Source organism: Kitasatospora sp. NPDC057595, from assembly GCF_042800875.1.
Lineage (GTDB): Bacteria > Actinomycetota > Actinomycetes > Streptomycetales > Streptomycetaceae > Kitasatospora.
Map to the genome: position 1 here is coordinate 17857 of NZ_JBHVGL010000022.1, position 22903 is coordinate 40759.

The 22903-nt window shown below is 73.6% G+C and carries 20 protein-coding genes; 14 read left to right on the top strand and 6 right to left on the bottom strand.

Going from position 1 to position 22903, the window contains the following annotated elements:
- Positions 1-165: 165 nt before the first annotated feature.
- A complete protein-coding gene (locus ACFU9E_RS28095) occupies positions 166-1224 on the top strand; it encodes an LLM class F420-dependent oxidoreductase (protein ID WP_380686275.1) in 1059 nt (352 codons plus the stop codon).
- A 61-nt stretch (positions 1225-1285) separates the two neighbouring features.
- On the opposite strand, the gene ACFU9E_RS28100 is transcribed toward ACFU9E_RS28095, so the two are convergent.
- Positions 1286-2278, bottom strand: coding sequence for a magnesium and cobalt transport protein CorA (locus ACFU9E_RS28100; protein ID WP_380686277.1), 993 nt, complete (start codon positions 2276-2278; stop codon positions 1286-1288).
- 167 nt (positions 2279-2445) lie between these two features.
- Between ACFU9E_RS28100 and ACFU9E_RS28105 the strand changes: the two genes are divergently transcribed.
- The 6 genes from ACFU9E_RS28105 to mshC all read left to right on the top strand — a co-directional run bounded on the left by ACFU9E_RS28105 (position 2446) and on the right by mshC (position 8308).
- Positions 2446-3156, top strand: a complete 711-nt coding sequence (locus tag ACFU9E_RS28105; RefSeq protein ID WP_380686279.1) for an MSMEG_4193 family putative phosphomutase — start codon at positions 2446-2448, stop codon at positions 3154-3156.
- A gap of 190 nt (positions 3157-3346) precedes the next feature.
- Positions 3347-3916, top strand: coding sequence for a DUF3090 domain-containing protein (locus tag ACFU9E_RS28110; RefSeq protein WP_380686281.1), 570 nt, complete (start codon positions 3347-3349; stop codon positions 3914-3916).
- A gap of 68 nt (positions 3917-3984) precedes the next feature.
- Entirely contained in the window at positions 3985-4785 is an 801-nt protein-coding gene (locus ACFU9E_RS28115) for an SCO1664 family protein (RefSeq protein WP_380686286.1), read from the top strand.
- 124 nt (positions 4786-4909) lie between these two features.
- A complete protein-coding gene (locus ACFU9E_RS28120) occupies positions 4910-5827 on the top strand; it encodes an AraC family transcriptional regulator (RefSeq protein ID WP_380686282.1) in 918 nt (305 codons plus the stop codon).
- Positions 5828-5968: 141 nt separating this feature from the next.
- On the top strand, positions 5969-6838 hold the full coding sequence (locus ACFU9E_RS28125; protein WP_380686284.1) for a carbohydrate-binding protein: 870 nt from the start codon (positions 5969-5971) through the stop codon (positions 6836-6838).
- 240 nt (positions 6839-7078) lie between these two features.
- Entirely contained in the window at positions 7079-8308 is a 1230-nt protein-coding gene (mshC, locus tag ACFU9E_RS28130; RefSeq protein WP_380690336.1) for a cysteine--1-D-myo-inosityl 2-amino-2-deoxy-alpha-D-glucopyranoside ligase, read from the top strand.
- A 73-nt stretch (positions 8309-8381) separates the two neighbouring features.
- Here mshC and ACFU9E_RS28135 read toward each other — a convergent pair whose 3' ends face one another.
- Positions 8382-9332 carry a PAC2 family protein gene (locus tag ACFU9E_RS28135; protein ID WP_380685861.1) on the bottom strand — a complete coding sequence of 317 codons (951 nt, stop codon included), beginning with the start codon at positions 9330-9332 and terminating at the stop codon, positions 8382-8384.
- Between the two features lie 306 nt (positions 9333-9638).
- On the opposite strand from ACFU9E_RS28135, the gene ACFU9E_RS28140 reads away from it, so the two are divergent.
- Entirely contained in the window at positions 9639-10175 is a 537-nt protein-coding gene (locus tag ACFU9E_RS28140; RefSeq protein WP_380685863.1) for an SRPBCC domain-containing protein, read from the top strand.
- Positions 10176-10190: 15 nt separating this feature from the next.
- Here the strand turns inward: ACFU9E_RS28140 and ACFU9E_RS28145 are convergent, their stop codons facing one another.
- Complete coding sequence (locus ACFU9E_RS28145) at positions 10191-11291, bottom strand: hypothetical protein (protein ID WP_380685865.1); 1101 nt, start codon at positions 11289-11291, stop codon at positions 10191-10193.
- 145 nt (positions 11292-11436) lie between these two features.
- Between ACFU9E_RS28145 and metH the strand changes: the two genes are divergently transcribed.
- The 3 genes from metH (at position 11437) to ACFU9E_RS28160 (ending at position 17679) form a co-directional block, all read left to right on the top strand.
- Positions 11437-14946, top strand: coding sequence for a methionine synthase (metH, locus tag ACFU9E_RS28150; protein WP_380685867.1), 3510 nt, complete (start codon positions 11437-11439; stop codon positions 14944-14946).
- A 140-nt stretch (positions 14947-15086) separates the two neighbouring features.
- The gene (locus tag ACFU9E_RS28155) at positions 15087-15788 is read left to right on the top strand and encodes an HAD family hydrolase (protein WP_380685869.1); all 702 of its coding nucleotides are present in this window, start codon (positions 15087-15089) and stop codon (positions 15786-15788) included.
- Between the two features lie 289 nt (positions 15789-16077).
- Positions 16078-17679 (top strand): ABC transporter substrate-binding protein, encoded by a 1602-nt coding sequence (locus ACFU9E_RS28160; RefSeq protein ID WP_380685871.1) that lies wholly within the window; start codon positions 16078-16080, stop codon positions 17677-17679.
- A gap of 99 nt (positions 17680-17778) precedes the next feature.
- Here the strand turns inward: ACFU9E_RS28160 and ACFU9E_RS28165 are convergent, their stop codons facing one another.
- Positions 17779-18450 (bottom strand): response regulator transcription factor, encoded by a 672-nt coding sequence (locus ACFU9E_RS28165; RefSeq protein WP_148647703.1) that lies wholly within the window; start codon positions 18448-18450, stop codon positions 17779-17781.
- Complete coding sequence (locus tag ACFU9E_RS28170) at positions 18451-19359, bottom strand: RecB family exonuclease (protein ID WP_380689120.1); 909 nt, start codon at positions 19357-19359, stop codon at positions 18451-18453.
- 181 nt (positions 19360-19540) lie between these two features.
- Between ACFU9E_RS28170 and ACFU9E_RS28175 the strand changes: the two genes are divergently transcribed.
- The 3 genes from ACFU9E_RS28175 (at position 19541) to ACFU9E_RS28185 (ending at position 22519) form a co-directional block, all read left to right on the top strand.
- Positions 19541-20761 carry a site-2 protease family protein gene (locus tag ACFU9E_RS28175; protein ID WP_380689118.1) on the top strand — a complete coding sequence of 407 codons (1221 nt, stop codon included), beginning with the start codon at positions 19541-19543 and terminating at the stop codon, positions 20759-20761.
- A 50-nt stretch (positions 20762-20811) separates the two neighbouring features.
- On the top strand, positions 20812-21771 hold the full coding sequence (locus ACFU9E_RS28180) for a tRNA (adenine-N1)-methyltransferase (RefSeq protein ID WP_380689116.1): 960 nt from the start codon (positions 20812-20814) through the stop codon (positions 21769-21771).
- A gap of 106 nt (positions 21772-21877) precedes the next feature.
- On the top strand, positions 21878-22519 hold the full coding sequence (locus ACFU9E_RS28185; RefSeq protein WP_380687251.1) for a hypothetical protein: 642 nt from the start codon (positions 21878-21880) through the stop codon (positions 22517-22519).
- 17 nt (positions 22520-22536) lie between these two features.
- On the opposite strand, the gene ACFU9E_RS28190 is transcribed toward ACFU9E_RS28185, so the two are convergent.
- Positions 22537-22839 carry a ferredoxin gene (locus ACFU9E_RS28190; protein ID WP_355372442.1) on the bottom strand — a complete coding sequence of 101 codons (303 nt, stop codon included), beginning with the start codon at positions 22837-22839 and terminating at the stop codon, positions 22537-22539.
- Between the last annotated feature and the right edge of the window lie 64 nt (positions 22840-22903).

Sequence of the window (22903 nt, forward strand, 5' to 3'; positions counted from 1 at the left end):
CCCGGGCAGGTGCGCAGACCCGCAGGAAGATCACCGTCGGCCGCGCCGGACCGGGGTGCGGCGGACAGGTGTCGAAATGTGACCCGGAACACCGCTACCGGCCAGTAGCATGTCGCCCGGACGCGTCGTCGCGCTCACGAGCAACCGGACTGGAAGGCAGTGCCCATGCGACTCGGCATCAACCTCGGCTACTGGGGACTCGGCATGGACGCCGACAACATCGCCGTCGCCCAGGAGGCCGACCGGCTCGGCTACGCGGTCTGCTGGGCCGCCGAGGCGTACGGCTCGGACGCGGCCACCGTGCTCTCCTACGTCGCCGCCAGGACCGAGCGGATCGACGTCGGCTCGGCCATCTTCCAGATCCCGGCGCGCACCCCGGCGATGACCGCGATGACCGCCGCCACCCTGGACACCCTCTCCGGCGGCCGCTTCCGGCTCGGCCTCGGCGTCTCCGGCCCGCAGGTCTCCGAGGGCTGGTACGGCGTGAAGTTCGACAAGCCACTGGCCCGCACCCGCGAGTACGTGGAGATCATCCGCAAGGCGATGTCCCGGGAGCGGCTGGTCCACGACGGCGCCCACTGGACGCTGCCGTTGCCCGGCGGCCCCGGCAAGCCGATCAAGCTCACCGTGCACCCGGTGCGCGAGCACATCCCGCTGTACATCGCCGCGATCGGCCCGAAGAACCTGGAGCAGACCGGCGAGATCGCCGACGGCTGGCTCGGCATCTTCTTCGACCCGGCGCACGCCGCGCTCTCCCTCGACCCGCTGAGGGCCGGCCGCGCCAAGGCCGGCGCCGAGCCCGGCAGGGAGTTCGACGGCTTCGACGTCTGCCCGACCGTCGCCATCGCCGTCGGCGAGGACATCGAGGCGGGCATCGACTCCCAGCGCGGCTACACGGCGCTCTACATCGGCGGCATGGGCAGCAAGGAGAAGAACTTCTACAACCAGCTCGCCCGCCGGATGGGCTACGAGCGGGCCGCCGACGAGGTCCAGGAGCGTTACCTGGCCAAGGACTACGCGGGCGCCGGCGCCGCCGTCCCGCGCGACCTGATCGACGCCACCTCGCTGATCGGCGACACCGCCCGGATCGCCGACCGGATGCAGGCCTACGCCGACGCGGGCGTCACCACGCTCACCCTCGCCCCGGCCGGCTTCACGCTGGACGAGCGGATCACGGCGCTGCGCACCGGCGTCGAGGCCCTGGAGCGCGCCGGCCTGGCGTGACGGGCCCCGGCGGCCGCCGTCCCCCGGTGGACACCTGGGGGCGGCGCTACGACCGGCGGCGCTACAGCCAGTCGTGCCGCTTGAACACCCGGTGCAGCACCACGCAGACCACCGCCATCAGCGAGAGCGCCGCCGGGTAGCCCCACGGCTGGCGCAGCTCGGGCATGTCCTGGAAGTTCATGCCGTACACGCCGGCGATCATCGTCGGCACGGCGGCCAGCGCCGCCCAGGCGGAGATCTTCCGCATGTCGTTGTTCTGCTGCACGCTGACCTGCGCCAGGTTGGCCGACAGGATGTCCGACAGCAGCCGGTCCATGCCCTCCACCTGGTCGTTGGCGCGGGCCAGGTGGTCGGAGACGTCCCGCAGGTACGGCAGCGCCTCGGCCCGCACGTACGGCACGCCGCCGCGTTCCAGCCGCATCATCGGCTCGACCAGCGGCCCGGTGGCCCGGCGGGCGGTCACCAGCTGCCGCTTGTAGCCGTAGATCCGGCCGGCGACGTCGCTGCTCACCCGGCCGGGCGAGAAGACGTCCGCCTCCAGCTCGTCGAGGTCCGCCTGGATGCCGACGGCCACGTCCACGTAGCCGTCCACCACCGTGTCGCAGACCGAGTGCAGCACGGCGCTCGGGCCGTACCTGAGCACCTCCGGCCGCTGCTCCAGCTGGGAGCGCAGCTCGCTGAGCGGGCTGTCGGTGCCGTGCCGGACGGTCATCACGAAGTCCTCGCCGACGAAGACCATCACCTCGCCGCCGGTCACCGCGTGGCTGCCGGGGTGGTAGCCGAGGGTCTTGAGCGCCACGAACAGCGAGCCCTGGTACGCCTCCACCTTGGGGCGCTGGTGGGCGGTGACGGCGTCCTCGACGGCCAGCGGGTGCAGCCCGAACTCGGCGCCGACCCGGTCGAGTTCCTCGGCGGTGGGCTCGAACAGGCCTATCCAGACGAAGCCGCCCGGGCCCGCCGCGCGCGCGGCGGCGAGGCTGCCGGCGGGGTCCGCGGGCGTCGCGACCGGGCGGCCGTCGCGGTAGATGGCGCAATGGACGATCATGCGGGCCATTGTGGCCCCTCGGCCGGTCGCGAAACATCCGCCGCGACGGCTTTCGTCCCGGTACCGGCGCTCCGGCGCGGCCCCGGCCCCGCTCCCGGCCCGGCTCCCGGGCGGGATCCACGGGCGGGATCCACGGGCGGACCCGGCCCGGCCCGGGAGGCCGTAGGGTAGGCCCCATGCCCACCCTGCTGCTCGTCCGCCACGGCCGCTCCACCGCGAACACCGCCGGAATCCTGGCCGGTTGGACGCCCGGGGTGGAGCTCGACGACACCGGGCGCGCGCAGGCCGCCGCGCTCGCCGCCCGGCTCGCCCCGGTCCCGCTGGTCCAGGCGGTCAGCAGCCCGCTGGAGCGCTGCCGGCAGACCCTGGAGCCGCTGCTGGCCGGCCGCCCCGAGCTGGCCGGCCCGGCGCTGGACGAGCGGCTCGGCGAGTGCCACTACGGCGAGTGGACCGGCCGGCCGCTGGCCGAGCTGGCCAAGGAGCCGCTGTGGCGCACCGTCCAGGACCACGCCGCGGCGGCCGCCTTCCCCGGTGGCGAGTCGCTGCGCGAGCTGAGCCACCGCACGGTGGGCGCGGTCCGCGAGTGGAACGAGAAGATCGCCGCCGAGCACGGCGAGGACGCGGTCTGGATCGCCTGCTCGCACGGCGACGTGATCAAGGCGGTGGTGGCCGACGCGCTCGGCCTGCACCTCGACCACTTCCAGCGGATCAACGTCGACCCGTGCTCGGTCACCGCGATCCGCTACACCGCGCGCCGGCCCTTCGTGCTGCGGATGGGCGACACCGGCGACCTCGCCGCCCTCGCCCCGCGGCCGGCCGGCCCGGGCGGGCGCCCGGGCGGGCCCGCCGGGGACGCGGTGGTCGGCGGCTCCACCGGCGCGGCCTGAGCCGTCCGCCCGGCCCCGTCCGGCCCCGGCCCGGGGCTCGGCTCCCCGGTGCGGCCCCGGAGGTCGTAGGGTGACCAGTGGGTCCCCGCGCCGCCGGCCCGGGTACCCCGGACCACCCAGCCCCGACCCCGACCGACCCCAGCGGCGTCCGCCGGCGCCCACGACGATCGATACGACCCGGAGCGAGAGCGTGACCCGTCAGGTCTTCTTCTACGACCAGCCCGAACGGTTCGTGGCCGGCACCGTCGGCCAGCCCGGCGCCCGGGCGTTCTACCTGCAGGCCAGCGCCCGTGGGCGGATCACCAGCGTGCTGCTGGAGAAGACCCAGGTCGCCGCGCTCGCCGAGCGGATCGACGAGGTCCTCGACGAGGCGCTGCGCCGCAGCGGCGGCGAGGCCACCATCCCGGCCAGCGCCCCGCAGGACCTGCTCGACACCGCGCCGCTGGACCTGCCGCTGGAGCAGGAGTTCCGGGTCGGCACGATGGCGCTCGCCTGGGACGCCGTGGACAGCTGCCTGGTGGTCGAGGCCCAGGCGCTGGTCGAGGACGAGGAGGGCGAGGGCGAGGGCGCCGCCGTCTTCGAGGACGACGAGAACGGCCCCGACATGCTCCGGGTGCGGCTCTCCGGCGCGATGGCCCGGGTGTTCGCCAAGCGGGCGCTGGACCTCGTCGCGGCCGGCCGCAAGCCCTGCCCGTTCTGCAACCTGCCGCTCGACCCGGAGGGCCACCTGTGCCCGCGCGCGAACGGGTACCGGCGCTGAACACGCCGACCGCCCGGCCCGCCGACCCGCCGGAGCCGCCGCGGTCCGACCCCGCCGAGGCCGCCGCCCTGGCCGCCGACCCGCCCACCGCGCTGCGACTGCTGCGCGAGGGCGCGCTGACCGTGCACGGCCGGCTCACCGACGCCTCCAACGCCGCCCTCTACTGCACCGTCACCGCCGCCGACGGCCGTGCGGCGCAGGCCGTCTACAAGCCGGTGGCCGGCGAGCGGCCGCTCTGGGACTTCCCGGACGGCACCCTGGCCGGCCGCGAGGTGGCCGCGTACGAGCTGTCCGCCGCCACCGGCTGGGGCCTGGTGCCGCCGACCGTGCTGCGCGAGGGCCCGCACGGCCCCGGCATGGTGCAGCTGTGGGTGGAGCCCGACCCGGACGCCGCCCCGCTGCTCGCGCTGCAGGACCCGCGCGGCCCCGAGGACGGCTGGCTGCCGATCGTCCGCGCCGAGGTCGGCGACGGCCGCACCGCGCTGCTGGTCCACCCCGACGACGCGCGGCTGCGCCGGCTGGCGGTGCTGGACGCCGTCCTCAACAACGCCGACCGCAAGGGCGGCCACCTGATCCCGGCCGCCGACGGCCGGCTCTACGGCATCGACCACGGCGTCACCTTCAACACCGAGGGCAAGCTGCGCACCCTGCTGTGGGGCTGGGCCGGGCAGCCGCTGCCCGCCGAGGCGACCGCCGTGCTGACCGGGCTGGCCGAGCGGCTGGACGGGGCGCTGGGGGAGCGGCTGGCCCCGCACCTGACCGCCGCCGAACTGGACGCCGCCCGCGCCCGGGTGGCCGCGCTGCTCGCCACCGGCACCCACCCGCTGCCCTCCGAGGACTGGCCGTCCATCCCCTGGCCGCCGATCTGACGGCCGGGCGGCCCGCCGAGCCGAGGGTTCGAAGGCGGTTCGAGCCCTCGATCCGACGGAGCAGCGGCCCGCTCAGCCGGTAATGGTCTGGACCGGTGTGCCGTGCGGGCAGCACACTGCGACGATGGACGAGCGACGGACCACCCCCCACCTGGACCTGCCGCTGCACCGCCTCCAGGTCCCGCTGCCGCATCTGCTCCCGTTCGCGATCGGCAGTTTCGACGCCATCGGCCCGCTCTCCCGGGCCGGCTTCCCCCACCGGCACTCCTTCTACGAGATCGTCTTCCTCACCGGCGGGCGCGGCGCCCACGTCCTGGACCTGGTCCAGCGGCCGGTGCAGCCCCCGCAGTTGTGCGTGATCGCCCCCGGTCAGGTGCACTACTGGGCGGACGCGGACGACCTCGTCGGACAGGTCGTGCTGTTCAACGAGGACTTCCTGCTGGATCATCCGCAGGACCGCTCCGCGCTGCGCACCCTGGCCTCCCGCCCGGCGGTGCGGCTGGGGGAGCACGCCGCGCCGATCGCCGGGCTGCTGGCGGACATGGAGGCCGAGTACCGGGCCAGGCCGGCCGGCTACCCGGGCGTGCTGCGGGCCAGCCTGCACATCCTCATCGTGCGTGCCCTGCGGGCCTGTTCGCCCGGCGGCGGGGGCGGACTGCCCGGCCGCACCGGGGACCTCGCGGCCGCCTTCACCCGGCTGATCGCCACCCCGGGCGGAGTGCAGCGCTCGGTCGCCTCCTGCGCGCACGAGCTGGGCGTCTCCCCGGGCCACCTGCAGGCGACGGTCAAGCAGGCGACCGGCCGCACCCCGGGCCGGCTGATCCGCCAGCAGCAGACGCTGGAGGCCAAACGCCTGCTGGCCTGCACCGAACTGACGGTGCGCCAGGTCTCCAGGGAGGCCGGTTTCGGCGATCCGGCGTACTTCTGCCGGTTCTTCCGCAGGGAGACCGGGATGACGCCGGGGGAGTTCCGGACGAGGGTCGGAGGAAATCACCACGATCCCCGGATCACGTCCATCGCGGCCGCTCCCGACGGACCGTAGGTTGACTGCGGGCCACCGGCGGACCGCCCGGCGCGAGCGGGCGGCCCGTCGGCCCGGTCCTTGTCATGCCCCCACCATGGCAAGGGCCGCCCCCGGACGGAACCACCAGATCCCCCACACTCACAGCGAAGGAGTCGGCGCATGCCCGCGTCCGAAGAGCCCCTCACCGGGACGGACGGTCCGATCGACCGCCGGATCAGCCGCAAGACCGTCCTCCGGGCCGCCGCCGTGCTCGGCACCGCACCGCTGCTGGTCGGCGGCGGCGTCGCCCTGGCCCGCGACCGGGCCGGCAGCGGCGAGCTGCTGGACCTCACCCCGGAGTGCCACGACGGCGACGCCCCGACCATCGAGCAGACCGAGGGCCCGTACTTCAAGCCCAACTCCCCGCTGCGCACCTCGCTGATCACCGACAGCACCCCGGGCACCCGGCTCACCGTCAGCGGCTACGTCTTCGGCCGGGCCTGCCAGCCGATCGGCAACGTCCTGATGGACTTCTGGCAGGCCGACGTGAACGGTGACTACGACAACGTCGGCTTCACCTTCCGCGGGCACCAGTTCACCAACGCCCAGGGCGCCTTCAGCCTCACCACGATCGTTCCCGGCCTCTACCCGGGCCGCACCCGGCACATCCACGTCAAGCTCCAGGCGCCGGGCCGGCCGGTGGTCACCACCCAGCTGTACTTCCCGGGCGAGCCGCGCAACAGCACGGACACCATCTACGACGCCCGGCTGCTGATGAACGTCCGCCAGGTCGGGTCGGCCAAGGAGGGCACGTACGACTTCGTGCTCAACGTGGCGCAGACCCCGACCCCGTCGGGCACCCCGACCACCACGCCCACCACGCCGACGCCGACCCAGACCGGCGGCACCACCACCTGGGCCGCGGGCACCGCCTACAAGGCGGGCGACCGCGTCACCTACGCCGGCGTCTCCTACGTGTGCCTCCAGGCGCACACCGCCTTCGTCGGGTGGGAGCCGCCGAACGTGCCGGCCCTCTGGCAGCGGCTGTAGCGGCTCCGGCCGCGAGCCCAGAGGGTCACGGACGCCCGGTCGGCGGCAGGGCCGGCCGGGCGGCCGTCCGCCCGGTCCGCCCCGCGAGGCCGTGCGCGGGGCGGATCCGGGCGTCGCCCGGCGCTGTCAAGCGCCGGGCACTATCGGTCCGGAACCGCTCGGGCCACGAAAGGAAGCGAATCCAGTCGATCTTGCCGACTGGTTAGGCTTTCAAATGTTCTCACGGTTAAAGTCAATGCCATGCATGCCTGGCCCGCCTCCGAGGTTCCCGCCCTGCCTGGTCAGGGGCTCCCCCTCCGAATCCACGACACCGCGACGGGAGGCATCCGGGAGGTCGTTCCGCAGGACGGCACCGCCCGGATCTACGTCTGCGGCATCACCCCCTACGACGCGACCCACATGGGCCACGCCGCCACCTACAACGCCTTCGACCTGGTGCAGCGGGTGTGGAAGGACGCCGGCCACGACGTCCTCTACGTGCAGAACGTCACCGACGTCGACGACCCGCTGCTGCAGCGCGCGGTCGAGACCGGCCAGGACTGGGTGGCCCTCGCCGAGCGCGAGACCGCGCTCTTCCGCGAGGACATGACCGCGCTGCGGCTGCTCCCGCCGGCCCACTACATCGGCGCCGTCGAGTCGATCCCGTGGATCGTCCCGCTGGTCCAGAAGCTGCTGGCGAGCGGGGCCGCCTACGAACTGGACGGCGACATCTACTTCTCGGTCGACGCCGACCCGCACTTCGGCGAGGTCTCCGGCCTCACCCGCGAGGCCATGCGCCCGGTCTTCGCCGAGCGCGGCGGCGACCCGGACCGCCCCGGCAAGCGCCACCCGCTGGACGCCCTGCTCTGGCTCGCGGCCCGCCCCGGCGAGCCCGCCTGGGACACCGAGCTCGGCCACGGCCGCCCCGGCTGGCACATCGAGTGCGTCGCCATCGCGCTGCAGTACCTCGGCATGTCCTTCGACATCCAGGGCGGCGGCAGCGACCTCTCCTTCCCGCACCACGAGATGGGCGCCTCGCACGCCCAGGTCGCCTGCGGCGAGCACCCCTACGCCAGGGCCTACGTGCACGCCGGCATGGTCGGCCTGGACGGCCACAAGATGTCCAAGTCCCGCGGCAACCTGGTCTTCGTCTCGGCGCTGCGCCGGGACGGCGTCGACCCGGCCGCGATCCGCCTCGCCCTGCTCTCGCACCACTACCGCGAGGACTGGGAGTGGACCAAGGCCACCCTGGACGAGGCCGTGGAGCGGCTCGCCCGCTGGCGCGCGGCCGTCTCCCGGCCGGACGGGCCGGCCGCCGAGCAGCTGCTCGGCGAGGTCCGCGCGGCGCTCGCGAACGACCTGGACGCGCCCGCCGCGCTGGCCGCGGTGGACCGCTGGGCCGCCGCGCAGCAGGCCGACGGCGGCACCGACATCGGCGCCCCCGGTCTGGTCACCCGCACCGTGGACGCGCTGCTCGGCGTGGCCCTCTGACAAACGGCGAAGGGGCGCCGGGACCACTGGTCCCGGCGCCCCTTCGGCGTCCGTGCCGACGGGCCGAGGCGGCTCACTCCTCCTCGGCGCCGTCCTGGCCGTCCCGGCCGGCCGGCGGCTCCGGATCGGCCGGCCGCTCCACCGTGGCGTGCCCGGCGACCGGCTTCTCCCCGGTCGGCCCGACGTTCTCCCGGCGCCGCAGGTAGCGCTCGAACTCGCGGGCGATCGCGTCGCCCGAGGCCTCCGGCAGCTCCGCGGTGTCCTGCGCCTCCTCCAGCTGCTGGACGTACTCGGCGACCTCGCTGTCCTCGGCGGCCAGCTGGTCCACGCCCAGCTGCCAGGCCCGGGCGTCCTCGCCGAGGTCGCCCGGCGGGATGCGCAGGTCCAGCAGGTCCTCCAGCTTGTTGATCAGCGCCAGGGTGGCCTTGGGGTTCGGCGGCTGCGCGACGTAGTGCGGCACCGCGGCCCAGAGCGTCACCGCCGGCACCCCGGCGTGCGTGCAGGCCTCCTGCAGCACCCCGACGATCCCGGTCGGGCCCTCGTAGCGGCTCTCCTCCAGCTCCAGCCGGCGGGCCAGCTCGGGGTCCGAGGTGACACCGCTGACCGGCACCGGACGGCTGTGCGGGGTGTCGCCGAGCAGCGCGCCCAGGATCACCACCAGCTCGACGCCCAGCTCGTGCGCGAAGCCCAGCAGCTCGTTGCAGAACGAGCGCCAGCGCATGCTCGGCTCGATGCCGCGCACCAGGACGACGTCCCGGGTCTTCGGCTCGGTCACCCGGATCACCGAGAGTCTGGTGGTCGGCCAGGTGATCCGGCGCACCCCGCCGTCCAGCCAGACGGTCGGCCGGTTGACCTGGAAGTCGTAGTAGTCCTCCGCGTCGAGCGCGGCGAACACCTTGCCGCCCCAGGTCTCGTCCAGATGCGCCAGGGCCGCCGAGGCGGCGTCGCCGGCGTCGTTCCACCCCTCGAAGGCGCAGACCATCACCGGGTCGATCAACTCGGGAACATCTTCCAGCTCGATCACCCAGCGTCTCCCTCCGGTCGGCCGCCTCCGCCCCGCCCGGCCGGGACTGCCCGGGCGCCGGCGGGCCGGATGCCGACGGTCGAACCTCTCGTCACCCATGGAACGCCTCGCTCCATGGTTCCCTACCTGCCCAGCCTACGGGCTTTGAAGCCCCGTTCCGGCGGGCCACCGGGACAGTCTGGGGGAGCGGACGCCCACGATCCACCGGTTATCCAGCGTCACCGCCCGCCCGCCCGTGCCACAGCGCGGCGACGGCGCGATGATGGGAGGCGGGGGCCGGACGGCGTGGCAGCGAGGAGCCGGCGGATGAGTGGACGGCGGTGGGCGGGTGCCGCGGCGGCGGCCCTGGCGGCGGGCGCGGCCGGGGTGGCGGCGGCGGGCGCGGTGGCCTGGGCCGCGGGACGGCGGCTGCCGGTGGAGCACCTCAGCGGGGGCGGCCTGGAGCTGGCCCGGACGCCCGCCGAGGTCTGGGACGTGCTGACCGACGTCGACCTCTTCCCGGCCTGGCGCCCGGACGTGGTGCTCGTCGAGCGGCTGCCCGCCACCGCCGCCGGCCGCCCGCGCTGGCGCGAGGTCGGCCGGCACGGGCACACCGTGTACGAGGTGGTGGAGAGCGAGGCCCCGCACCGCCTGGTGACCGGCATCGCCGACCCCGACCTGCCGTACGGCGGCACCTGGACCTTCACCCTGACCGCGGTCGGCGCGGGCTGCACGCTCACCGTCACCGAGCGCGGCGAGGTGTACCAGCCGCTGTACCGGGCGGTCTCGCACTACGTGACCGGCGAGGGGGCCACCGTGCACCGCTTCCTGGCCGCGCTCGCCCACCGGACGGCCCCGGGCTGATCCGCGGGGCGAGACCTACCGCACCCACTCGCGCCGGTAGTCGGCCCAGTTCTGCTCGGTGGCCGCGAAGTCCACGTACAGCCCGACGCCGAAGTTGCGCCGCCCGATGTCGTGGCGGCCCAGGCCCAGCCGGATGCCCCGGATCCCGGCGTTCACCGTCTCGGCGTCGCCCCAGTGGCCCCACTCGTCCTCCCAGTAGAACGGCAGGCCCATCAGCAGGTCGACGTCCTCCGGCGTGGCCTCCAGGGCGAGCTCGGTCTGGTAGGCGTTGTAGCCGCCGTAGAACCCCTCGGTCGGCATGCTGGAGTCGTAGGTCATCAGCGCGATCTGGTCGACCCGGCGGGCGGTGGCGGCGAAGTACGCCTGGTCCCACCACTTGCCGTGGCCGGTGAGCGCGATGCCCAGGTTGTGCTGGTACGGCAGCGGGTCGATCTGCGGGGCGGCCACCGACAGCACCGCGCCGCGCCCGGCGGTGACCGGGCGGACCCGCTCCAGCAGGTCCAGCCAGCCCTTGGAGCCGGGCCGGATCGGCTCCATGTCGAAGTGCACGCCGTCGAAGCCCTGGTCCAGCACCTGGCCGGCGGAGGCGGTGACCCGCTCGCGGGTGGCGGCGTCCTCCAGGTCGAGGCCGTCCTTCTCCGGCTTCACCTCGTCGCCGAGCCAGCCCTGCACCCGGATCCCGGGCAGCGCCCGGTGCGCGGCCTCGGTGAACCACCGCGCGCGGGGGTGCACGGAGGGCGGCAGCGAGCCGTCGTGCTCCAGTGGGCCGGTGTGCACGTAGAGGTCGCGCACGCCGGTGCCGGCCAGCCGCCGGGCGAGCCCGGCGACGTCGTCGTCACCCTTCCGGCCGTCCACCCAGGCATGGCCGAGCCAGACGGCGTCGCGGCCCCGGGTGCGGGCCTCGGGGGAGGGGTCGCCGACGTACTGCAGGCGCAGCGCGAGCGCCGCCGAACCGACCGGCACGGCCACCACGGCGAGCGCCGCCACCGCCACCACCAGGGCCTTCCGCCACCGGGACCAGCCGCGCCAGCGGCCCCGCAGCGCCTCCGCGCGGGCTCCGGTCCGGCGCAGCGCCCCGCGCGCCCCGTCTCGAAAACGTGTCCGGAATGTGGTCATGCCGTGGGCTCCCCCCTCAGGGCCGAGCACTCAGGATACGGAACTGGTGGTCACCACCCGGCGATGGCCGGATACCCTGGCCACGTGCGTCCCCGATCCAGCGGGTTCGCAAAGCCGACAGCCGTCGCACCCAGGGAGAAGCCCCATGGCCACTGCAGCCACCCCGTCCGTCACCCAGCAGAGCCGCGCGAACGCGCTGCGCGAGGCGCTCGCCACCCGTGTGGTGGTCGCCGACGGTGCGATGGGCACCATGCTCCAGGCACAGGACCCCACGCTGGAGGACTTCCAGAACCTGGAGGGCTGCAACGAGGTCCTCAACCTCACCCGGCCCGACATCGTCCGCTCGGTGCACGACGCCTACTTCGCGGTGGGCGTGGACTGCGTGGAGACCAACACCTTCGGTGCCAACCACTCCGCGCTCGGCGAGTACGAGATCGCCGACCGCGTCTTCGAGCTCTCCGAGGCGGGCGCCCGGCTGGCCCGCGAGGCCGCCGACGCGCACGGCGCCGAGGACGGCCGGCTGCGCTGGGTGCTCGGCTCGATCGGCCCCGGCACCAAGCTGCCGACCCTCGGCCACGCCCCGTACGAGACGCTGCGCGAGGGCTTCCGGCAGAACGCGGCCGGCCTGATCGCCGGTGGCGCGGACGCCCTGCTGGTGGAGACCAGCCAGGACCTGCTGCAGACCAAGGCCGCGATCCTGGGCTCCAAGCAGGCGCTGGCCGAGGCGGGCGTGGACCTGCCGGTGCTGGTCCAGGTGACCGTGGAGACCACCGGCACCATGCTGCTCGGCTCGGAGATCGGCGCGGCGCTGACCGCCCTGGAGCCGCTGGGCGTGGACTACATCGGCCTGAACTGCGCCACCGGCCCGGCCGAGATGAGCGAGCACCTGCGCTACCTGGCGAAGAACGCCCGGATCGGCCTGTCCTGCATGCCGAACGCCGGTCTGCCGGTGCTGGGCAAGGACGGCGCGCACTACCCGCTGAGCCCGGTCGAGCTGGCCGACGCGCACGACGTCTTCACCCGCGAGTACGGGCTGTCGCTGGTCGGCGGCTGCTGCGGCACCACGCCCGAGCACCTGCGCCAGGTGGTCGAGCGGGTGCAGGGCCGCCCGGTGGCCGCGCGCGACCCGCGCCCGGAGCCGGCCGCCGCCTCGCTGTACCAGTCGGTGCCGTTCCGCCAGGACACCTCGTACCTGGCGATCGGCGAGCGCACCAACGCCAACGGCTCCAAGAAGTTCCGCGAGTCGATGCTGGCCGGCGACTGGCAGGCCTGTGTGGAGATCGCCCGCGACCAGATCCGGGACGGCTCGCACCTGCTGGACCTGTGCGTGGACTACGTCGGGCGCGACGGCGTCGCCGACATGAAGGAGATCGCCGCCCGGCTGGCCACCGCCTCGACCCTGCCGATCGTGCTGGACTCCACCGAGCCGGAGGTGCTGCGGGCGGGTCTGGAGGCGCTGGGCGGCCGTGCGGTGCTCAACTCGGTCAACTACGAGGACGGCAACGCCCCGGAGTCCCGCTTCGGCCGGATCGCCGCGCTGGCCCGCGAGCACGGCGCCGGCCTGATCGCGCTCACCATCGACGAGGAGGGCCAGGCCCGCACCGCCGACAAGAAGGTCGGGATCGCCGAGCGGCTGATCGCCGAGCTCACCGCGGACTACGGCATCGACGAGGGCTCGATCCTGGTCGACTGTCTGACCTTCACCCTGGCGACCGGTCAGGAGGAGTCCCGCCGGGACGGCATCGAGACCATCGAGGCGATCCGCGAGCTGAAGCGCCGCCGCCCGGCGGTGCAGACCACGCTGGGCCTGTCCAACATCTCCTTCGGCCTCAACCCGGCCGCCCGGGTGGTCCTCAACTCGGTCTTCCTGCACGAGTGCGTGGAGGCCGGCCTGGACTCGGCGATCGTGCACGCCTCCAAGATCCTGCCGATCTCGCGGATCCCGGAGGACCAGCGCGAGGCCGCGCTCGACCTGGTCTACGACCGCCGCCGGGAGGGCTACGACCCGCTGCAGCGCCTGCTGGAGCTGTTCGAGGGCGTCTCCTCGGCCTCGGTCAAGGCGTCCAAGGCGGAGGAGCTGGCCGCGCTGCCGCTGGAGGAGCGGCTCCAGCGCCGAATCATCGACGGAGAGCGGAACGGCCTGGAGGCCGACCTGGACGAGGCGCTGACGGCCCGCCCGGCGCTGGAGATCATCAACGACACCCTGCTGTCCGGCATGAAGGTGGTCGGCGAGCTGTTCGGCTCCGGCCAGATGCAGCTGCCGTTCGTGCTCCAGTCCGCCGAGGTGATGAAGTCCGCGGTGGCGCACCTGGAGCCGTACATGGAGAAGTCCGACTCGGAGGGCAAGGGCACCATCGTGCTGGCCACCGTGAAGGGCGACGTCCACGACATCGGCAAGAACCTGGTCGACATCATCCTGTCCAACAACGGCTACAACGTCGTCAACCTGGGCATCAAGCAGCCGGTCTCGGCGATCCTGGACGCCGCGCAGGAGCACAACGCGGACGTCATCGGGATGTCCGGCCTGCTGGTGAAGTCCACCGTGATCATGAAGGAGAACCTGGAGGAGCTGAACCAGCGCAAGCTGGCGGCCCAGTTCCCGGTGATCCTCGGGGGCGCCGCGCTGACCCGCGCCTACGTCGAGCAGGACCTGCACGAGATCTACGAGGGCGAGGTCCGCTACGCCCGGGACGCCTTCGAGGGCCTGCGGCTGATGGACGCGCTGATCGCGGTCAAGCGCGGGGTGCCCGGCGCCGTGCTGCCGGAGCTCAAGCAGCGCCGGCACGCCCGGGTGGAGGTCGAGGAGCCGGAGGAGGTCAACCTCGGCCAGATCCGCTCCGACGTGGCGCTGGACAACCGGGTGCCGGCCCCGCCGTTCTGGGGCGAGCGGATCGTCAAGGGCGTGCCGTTCGCCGACTACGCCTCCTGGCTGGACGAGGACGCGCTGTTCAAGGGCCAGTGGGGGCTGAAGGCCGCCCGCACCGGCGAGGGACCGTCCTACGAGGAACTGGTGGAGACCGAGGGCCGGCCGCGGCTGCGGATGTGGCTGGACCGGCTGCAGACCGAGGGCTGGCTGGAGGCGGCCGTGGTCTACGGCTACTTCCCGGCCAACTCCAAGGGCGACGACCTGATCGTCTTCCACGAGGACGGCACCGAGCGGACCCGCTTCACCTTCCCGCGCCAGCGGCGCGGACGGCGGCTGTGCCTGGCGGACTTCTTCCGCCCGGAGGAGTCCGGGGTGCGCGACGTGGTGGGCCTGCAGGTGGTCACCATGGGCAACCGGATCTCCGAGGCGGCCAACGAGCTGTTCGCGAACAACTCCTACCGCGACTACCTGGAGCTGCACGGGCTGTCCGTCCAGCTGGCCGAGGCGCTGGCCGAGTTCTGGCACGCCCGGGTCCGCTACGAGCTGGGCTTCGGCGACGAGGACCCGCAGGACGTCAAGGACATGTTCGCGCTCAAGTACCGCGGCGCCCGCTTCTCGCTGGGCTACGGCGCCTGCCCGGAGCTGGAGGACCGTGCCAAGATCGCCGAGCTGCTGAAGCCCGAGCGGATCGGCGTGGTGCTCTCCGAGGAGTTCCAGCTGCACCCGGAGCAGTCGACCGACGCGATCGTGATCCACCACCCCGAGGCGAAGTACTTCAACGCCCGGTAACGCACGTGTCGCGCAGCGTTCGCTCTTTCCGGGCGGGCGGGGCGTATCCTTGATGATCCTGAACGGGCCGGTCCGCTCAAAAGCGGGCCGGCCCGTGCCATCCCCGGGGCCGATCCGGGCACGGACGGAAGGATCCCGCCATGACCACCATCTCCACCGCCACCCAGATCCTCGGCGGCGACGACCGGGGCCTCCAGGCGGTGCTGCTGGACATGGACGGGACGCTGGTCGACACCGAGGACTACTGGTGGCAGGCCGAGTGCTCGCTCTTCGCCGACCTCGGCCACCAGCTGACCGCCGACGACCGCGCCCACGTGGTCGGCGGCCCGATGACCCGGGTGATCGACCACCTGCTGAGCAGCACCGGCGTGGACCTGTCGCCGGCCGACCTGACCGTGCTGATCAACCAGCGCTTCGTCGACCTGCTGGGCGGCGGGGTGCCGCTGATGCCGGGCGCCGAGCGGCTGCTCAACACGCTGGCCGCGCACGGCGTGCCGGCCGCGCTGGTGTCCGCCTCGCACCGGCACATCATCGACATCGTGCTCCGCTCGCTGGGCGCCGAGCACTTCGCGTTCTCGGTCGCCGGGGACGAGGTCCCGCGCACCAAGCCGCATCCGGACCCGTACCTGGAGGCGGCCCGCCGGCTGGGCGCCGACCCGGCGCGCTGCGTGGTGGTCGAGGACGCGCCGACCGGGGTGCGGGCCGCCGAGGCGGCCGGCTGCCCGGTGATCGCCGTGCCCTCGGTGACGCCGATCGAGCCCGCGCCCGGGCGGCTGGTGCTGTCCTCGCTGGAGCAGGTCGATCTGGAGCTGTTGCGCTCCCTCGTGACCTCGCGAGTGTGATTGTCGTCTCATTGCAGAGCGGGCGGAACCACCGCTAAGCGGACGGAGGCGGCCGGGTCCCGGGGGAGCGTCCCGGGAGAAAACGGGCATTGCCTGACAACTCGTCGGACAGGCCTGACCAGAGGCCCGTCGCCGTGTCCCAACCGTCACCTGAGGGGGTGCCGGGGCCGCGTGTTCGATATGGCACGCTACTCGGGTTCGTTGCAACCCCAGCCCAGGCACCGCCGCTGACGGGCACCCCCGTCGTGCCCGCGGTCGCAGCCGGACCGCACCCAGAAGGACGCGACCCGTGAAGACTTCAGCTGAACGACTGGCCGTGCTCGGCTGTGCCGGAATCGTCGCCGCCTCGGTGGCCGGCTGCGGCTCGGTGACCGACGCCGTCAAGGGGGACGGCGACAAGTCCATCACCCTGGGCACCACCGCGCTGACCAGCGCCCTCGACCCGGCCGTCGCCTACGACGCGGGCTCCTGGCTGCTGCTGCGCAACACCTTCCAGTCGCTGCTGACCTACCCGGCCGCCTCCAGCGCGCCCACCCCGGACGCCGCCCAGTCCTGCGAGTTCACCGCCGGCGACGCCACCCAGTACCACTGCACGCTCAGGACCGGGCTGAAGTTCTCCAACGGCCACGCGCTCACCGCCGCCGACGTCGTCTTCTCGATCCAGCGGACCCTGAAGATCAACGACCCGAACGGCCCGGCCGGCCTGCTGTCGTCGATCAAGTCCGTCGAGGCGCCCAACGACACCGAGGTGGTCTTCCACCTCGGCCAGCCGGACGCCACCCTGCCCGCCAAGCTGGCCGGCCCGGCCGGCGCCATCGTCGACCAGGAGGTCTACCCGGCCGACAAGGCGCTGCCCAACGACAAGCTGATCGGCTCCGGCCCGTACCGGATCGACTCGGTCGAGGCGATGGCCAAGGGCGGCCCGGCCAAGGTCGTGCTGATGCCCAACGACAAGTACACCGGCGACGCCAAGCTGCGGAACAAGAAGTTCGTCCTGCGCTACTTCGACAAGCCGGCCGACCTCAAGGCCGCGCTGGACAGCGGCGCCGTCGACCTGGCCGACAACAGCCTGGAGCCGAACACCGCCGCCCAGATCCTCTCCGACCAGCAGGGCGGCAAGACCGACCTGCGCGTCGTCGAGGGCGACAGCAACGACACCCGCTACCTGGTCTTCAACACCAAGGACGCCACCGGCGGCAACGTCGCGGTGCGCCAGGCCGCCGCCCAGCTGATCGACCGCAAGTCGCTGGCCCGCGACGTCTTCGCGCGCACCGTCCAGCCGCTGTACTCGATGGTCCCGGCCGGCGTCACCGGCCACAACACGGCCTTCTTCGACCGCTACGGCGACCAGGACGCCACCAAGGCCAAGGCGATCCTCACCGCCGCCAAGGTCCAGACCCCGGTCAAGCTCAGCATCACCTGGGCGCGCTCGCGCGCCGAGTCCGCCGAGGCCGAGACCCTGAAGAAGCAGCTGGAGGCCGGCGGCCTGTTCCAGGTCACGGTCCAGCAGGAGCCCGACTGGGACACCTACAAGAAGGGCTGGAACGAGGGCAAGTACCAGGCGTACATCATCGGCTGGTTCGCGGACTACCCGGACCCCGACAACTACGTCGCCCCGCTGATCGTCGACGGCGGCTCCTACCACCACGGCTGGGACGACCCGCGGATCAGCCAGCGGCTGGTGCCCGACACCCTCAAGCAGACCGACCGGGCCGCGGCGACCAACAGCTACGCCCAGATCCAGGGCATCGTGGCCGAGAACGCCCCGCTCATCCCGCTGTTCCAGAACAAGGCCTTCTTCACCTCCCGCTCCAACATCACCGGCGTGGAGTCCACCGTCGACACCACCGGCTTCTTCCGCTTCTGGGAGATCGGCCGGAGCGGCAAGTAACCCCCCGCCGACAGCACGGCACGGCGCACTGCGGCCCGCCCGCCCCGCCCGGCCTCGGCCGGGGGAGCGGACGGGCCGCCGTCCGTCGTTCCGCGCCGCCTACAGCGTGCCCGGGCGCACCAGCCCGCTCTCGTAGGCGTACACCGCCGCCTGCACCCGGTCGCGCAGCTGGAGCTTGGTCAGCACATGGCCGACGTGCGTCTTCACCGTCGTCTCGCTGACGAACAGCTCCGCCGCGATCTCCGCGTTCGACAGCCCGCGCGCCACCAGCTTCAGCACCTCCAGCTCCCGCTCGGTCAGCGCGTTCAGCGCCTGCGGCGGCGCCTCCTCGCCCGACGGCAGCTTGGTGGCGTACATGTCCAGCAGCCGCCGGGTGATCGACGGCGCCAGCATCGCCGCGCCGTCCGCCACCACCCGGATCGCCTGCACCAGCTCCTCGGCCGGCACGTCCTTCAGCAGGAAGCCGCTCGCCCCCGCGCGCAGCGCCTCCACGACGTACTCGTCCAGGTCGAAGGTGGTCAGCACCAGCACCTTCGCCGGCCCGTCCCGCCCCGGCCCGGCGATCCGGCGGGTCGCCTCCACGCCGTCCATCCGCGGCATCCGGATGTCCATCAGCACCACGTCGGGCTGCAGCGCCCGCACCTGGTCCAGCGCCTGCTGTCCGTCGCCGGCCTCACCGACCACCACCAGGTCGGACTCGGCCTCCAGGATCATCCGGAAACCGGTGCGCAGCAGCGGCTGGTCGTCGACCAGCAGCACTCGGATCGTCACCTACGACTCCTCGTTCGTCGGATCCCCCGTGGGATCGCGCTCGTCGGACGTACGCGCCAGCGGCAGCGGGTACGGCGGGGGCGTGCCGCCGAACTCCGGGCAGCTGGCCTGGTGGTCGCACCAGTCGCAGAGCCGGTTGCGGGTCGCCGGGAAGTCGCCGGTCGCCACCGCCCGGCCGATCCGCTCCCACAGCGCCAGCAGCTTGCGCTCCACCGCGAGCAGGTCCGCCTCGTCCGGGTCGTAGCTGACCACGTCCCCGCCGCCGCCCAGGTAGACCAGCTGCAGCCGCTTGGGGATCACGCCCTTCCAGCGCCAGACCACCAGTGCGTAGAACTTCATCTGGAACATCGCCTTGCCCTCGAAGTCCCGCGAGGGCGCCCGGCCGGTCTTGTAGTCCACCAGCCGGACCTCACCGGTCGGCGCGACGTCCACCCGGTCGATGTAACCGCGCAGCAGCAGCCCCGACTCCAGCGCCGTCTCCACGTACAGCTCGCGCTCCACCGGGTGCAGCCGGGTCGGGTCCTCCAGCCGGAACCACTGCCCGACCAGCTTCTCGGCGTCCGCCAGCCAGCGGGTCAGCGCCGCGCCGTCCGGGTCCTCCGGGAACAGCCCGGCCAGCTCCGGGCGCTCGCCCAGCAGCCGCTCCCACTGCGGGCGCAGCAGCCCCAGCGCCCGCTCCGGCGTCCGGTCGGCCGCCGGTGAGTCGAACAGCCGCTCCAGCACCGCGTGCACCAGGGTGCCCCGGGTCGCCGCCGAGCTCGGCGGCTCCGGCAGCCGGTCGATCACCCGCAGCCGGTACAACAGCGGGCAGGTGAGGAAGTCGCCCGCACGCGACGGGGACAGCCCGGTCGGGGCCGCCGCCGGACGTGGCGGGGCCGCGGCGGAGCTGCTGGTCTCGGTCTGCTGCATACCCAAGACCCTATTGCCCCCTGCTGTCATCCCGCTGCCACGGTGCTGCCGCAAAGCGCTCGCCGCGGGGTATGAAGGCAGTGGGAAGGCGAGGGGCGGGCGCCGCACGGCAGCCCCGATCACGTAGCGTGGGCGCACCGGCGCGCGGCGCACGCCGGGGGCGACGGACGAAGGGAACACGGTGAGCGACTCCAGGGGGCACCAGACCTCCGACCAGCCACCGCACGGCGGCAACACCCGGCCGGGGCCCCCACCGCCCCGCGAGCCGGAACCCCGCGGCGGCATCCTGGTGGGCCGCCCCTTCGGCGTGCCGATCTACGTCACCCCGTCCTGGTTCGTCATCGCCGCCCTCATCACCTGGGTCTTCGGCGGCCGGCTCGACCAGGTGCTGCCGCACCTCGGCGCCACCCGCTACCTGATCGCGTTCTCCTTCGCCGTCGCCTTCTACGGCTCGGTCCTGGTCCACGAACTCGCCCACACGGTGGTCGCGCTGCGCTACAAGCTGGGCGTTCGCCGCATCCAGCTCCAGTTCTTCGGCGGCGTCTCGGAGATCGAGAACGAGGCCGAACGCCCCTGGCGGGAGTTCTGGCTGGCCTTCGTCGGCCCGCTGCTCTCGCTCGTCCTCGGCGGCGTCTTCTACCTCGCCCTGCAGGCCGTCGAGGTCTCCACCGTCCCAGGCGTCCTGCTCACCGGCCTGATGGTCTCCAACCTCGTCGTCGCCGCCTTCAACCTGCTGCCCGGCCTGCCGCTGGACGGCGGCCGGATGCTGCGCGCCCTCGTCTGGGCCGCCACCGGACGGCCGATGGCCGGCACCGTCGCCGCCGCCTGGGCCGGGCGAGCCCTCGCCATCGCCGTCCTGATCGGCCTGCCGCTGATCAGCTCCGCCCGCACCCTCGAACGCAGCCGCACCGACACCCTGGTCGACGCGGTGCTCGCCGCCGTCCTCGCCGCCATCATCTGGAACGGCGCCACCGGCGCACTGCGCAACGCCCGGCTCAAGGAGGTCCTGCCCGGCCTGCGGCTGCGCGACCTCGCCCGGCGGGCCGTCGAGGTCACCGCCGACACCTCGCTCGGCGAGGCCATGCGGCGCGCCCACGAGGCGCAGGCCGGGGCCGTCGTGGTCGTCGACGGCCGCGACCAGCCGATCGCCATCGTCCGGGAGTCCGCCGTCCGCTCGGTGCCCGAGCACCGCCGCCCCTGGGTCGCCGTCGGCCCGCTCGCCCGCGACCTCGAACCCGGCCTGCGCCTGTCCGCCGACCTGGTCGGCGAGGACCTGCTGCGCGCCGTGCGGGCCACCCCCGCCGGGGAGTACCTGGTCGTCGAGGAGGACGGGCGGGTGTTCGGCGTCGCGGCGCTCACCGACATCGAGCAGCGGCTGACCGCCGCCGTCACCGGCCGCTGAGAAGGATCACCTGGTAAGCCGGACGGTTCGCTTCCCTTAGGATTGTCCGCATGTCCGAACCGACCGGTGCCGCCCGCCGACGAGGGCCCTTCCAGGTCGGGGACCAGGTCCAGCTGACCGACCCCAAGGGCCGCCACTACACGTTCACGCTCCAGGCCGGGAACCAGTTCCACACCCACAAGGGTGCGTTCCCCCACGACGAGCTGATCGGCGCCCCCGAGGGCACGGTCGTGCGCACCACGGGGAACGTCCCGTACCTCGCGCTGCGCCCCCTGCTCCCCGACTACGTCCTGTCCATGCCGCGCGGGGCCGCCGTGATCTACCCCAAGGACGCGGGGCAGATCCTGGCCATGGCCGACATCTTCGCGGGCGCCCGCGTGGTCGAGGCCGGCGTCGGCTCCGGCGCGCTCTCCACCTACCTGCTGCGCGCCGTCGGCGACACCGGCATGCTCGCCTCCTACGAGCGCCGCCAGGACTTCGCCGACATCGCCCAGGGCAACGTCGAGCGCTACTTCGGCGGGCCGCACCCGGCGTGGAAGCTCACCGTCGGCGACCTCCAGGACAACCTCGTCGAGACCGACGTCGACCGCGTCATCCTCGACATGCTCGCCCCCTGGGAGTGCCTGGACGTCGCCTCCAAGGCGCTCGTCCCCGGCGGCCTCATCTGCTGCTACGTGGCCACCACCACGCAGATGTCCAGGACCGTCGAGGCGCTGCGCGAGCACGGCACCTTCACCGAGCCGCAGGCCTGGGAGACCATGGTCCGCACCTGGCACCTGGAGGGCCTGGCCGTCCGCCCGGACCACCGGATGATCGGCCACACCGGCTTCCTGCTCACCGCCCGCCGGCTCGCCGACGGCGTCGAGCCGCCGCTGCGCCGCCGCCGCCCGGCCAAGGGCGCCTACGGCGAGGACTACGACAACGGGGCCCCCGAGCCGACCCTGCAGGAGCGCGCCGCCGCCCGGGCCGCCGCCCGCGTCGAGGCCGCCGAGCAGGCCGTCCTCGACTGAGTCGCTCACGAAGACGCCTCCCGGAGGGGTGGTACGGCAGCGCCGTACCACCCCTCCCGCGTCCGGGCGTACCCGCGCCACCTCGCCGCCGCCCCGGTGTGGGACGATGCTCGCTCACACAGACCACTGGAGGGGACGCCTGGTGGAGACCGCGGTCGGCACGACGGCTGGACAGCAGACCGCCACGGGCCCAACCGGCCCCCGGCGCGGGCGCACCGCCCCCTGGCACTGGGCCGTGACGGTGGCCGGCTGCGCCGCCGTGGTGGCCGCCGCCCTCGTCGCCGGCCCCGCCAGCGGCGCCCCCGCGCCCGCCCGGCCCACCCCCAGGGCGCTGCCCGCGGCCGCCGCCCCCGATCCGTCGAAGGCCGAACTCCCGCTCGACTGCGGGCCGTTCCCGGTCACCGTGGCCGTCAGCTTCGCCGCCGACCTCGGCGACGGCCGCCCCGGCACCGTCGCCGCCGCGCACTGCGCCGCCGAGAACGGCACCCCGCCCGACGCCGTCTACCTGCTCGGCACCGGCCCCGACGGGCGCCCCGCGGTGCTGGCCACCCTGCTCTCCGAGCGCGAGAACCTCACCGTCAGCCGCCTCGCGCTGCGCTCCGACGGGGCCGTCACCGCCCACGCGCAGGGCTACTCCGGCGACGACGTACCGCGGTTCGCGCCGGACATCTCGCTCTCCCTCACCTGGACGCGCAAGGGCGGCGGCTGGGACCGTTCCCAGACCACCGCCCCGTTGAGCCTCACCTAGACCCCGGTGACGAACTCCTACTCCGCGTCAGGCCCGTACACCTCGACGCCGTCCGCGGCCCGGCGCACGTGGATGCAGTCGCCGGGGCAGTCCTTCACCGAGTCCACGACGTCCTGAAGCAGCGTCAGCGGCACCGGCACCGTCTCACCGGGCTGCTGGCGCAACTCGTCGTCCTCGCCCTTCACATACGCGAGGCCGTCGATGTCCAGCTCGAAGACCTCCGGCGCGTACTGCGCGCAGATGCCGTCGCCGGTGCACAGATCCTGGTCGATCCACACCTCCAGCGGCTCGGAAGCCGCCTTCGACTCGCTCACCGACATGATGATTGTCCGCCGTTTCTGTCCCGGGACGCCCCGTCCTGGGGCATTCCCGCCATTCGTACAA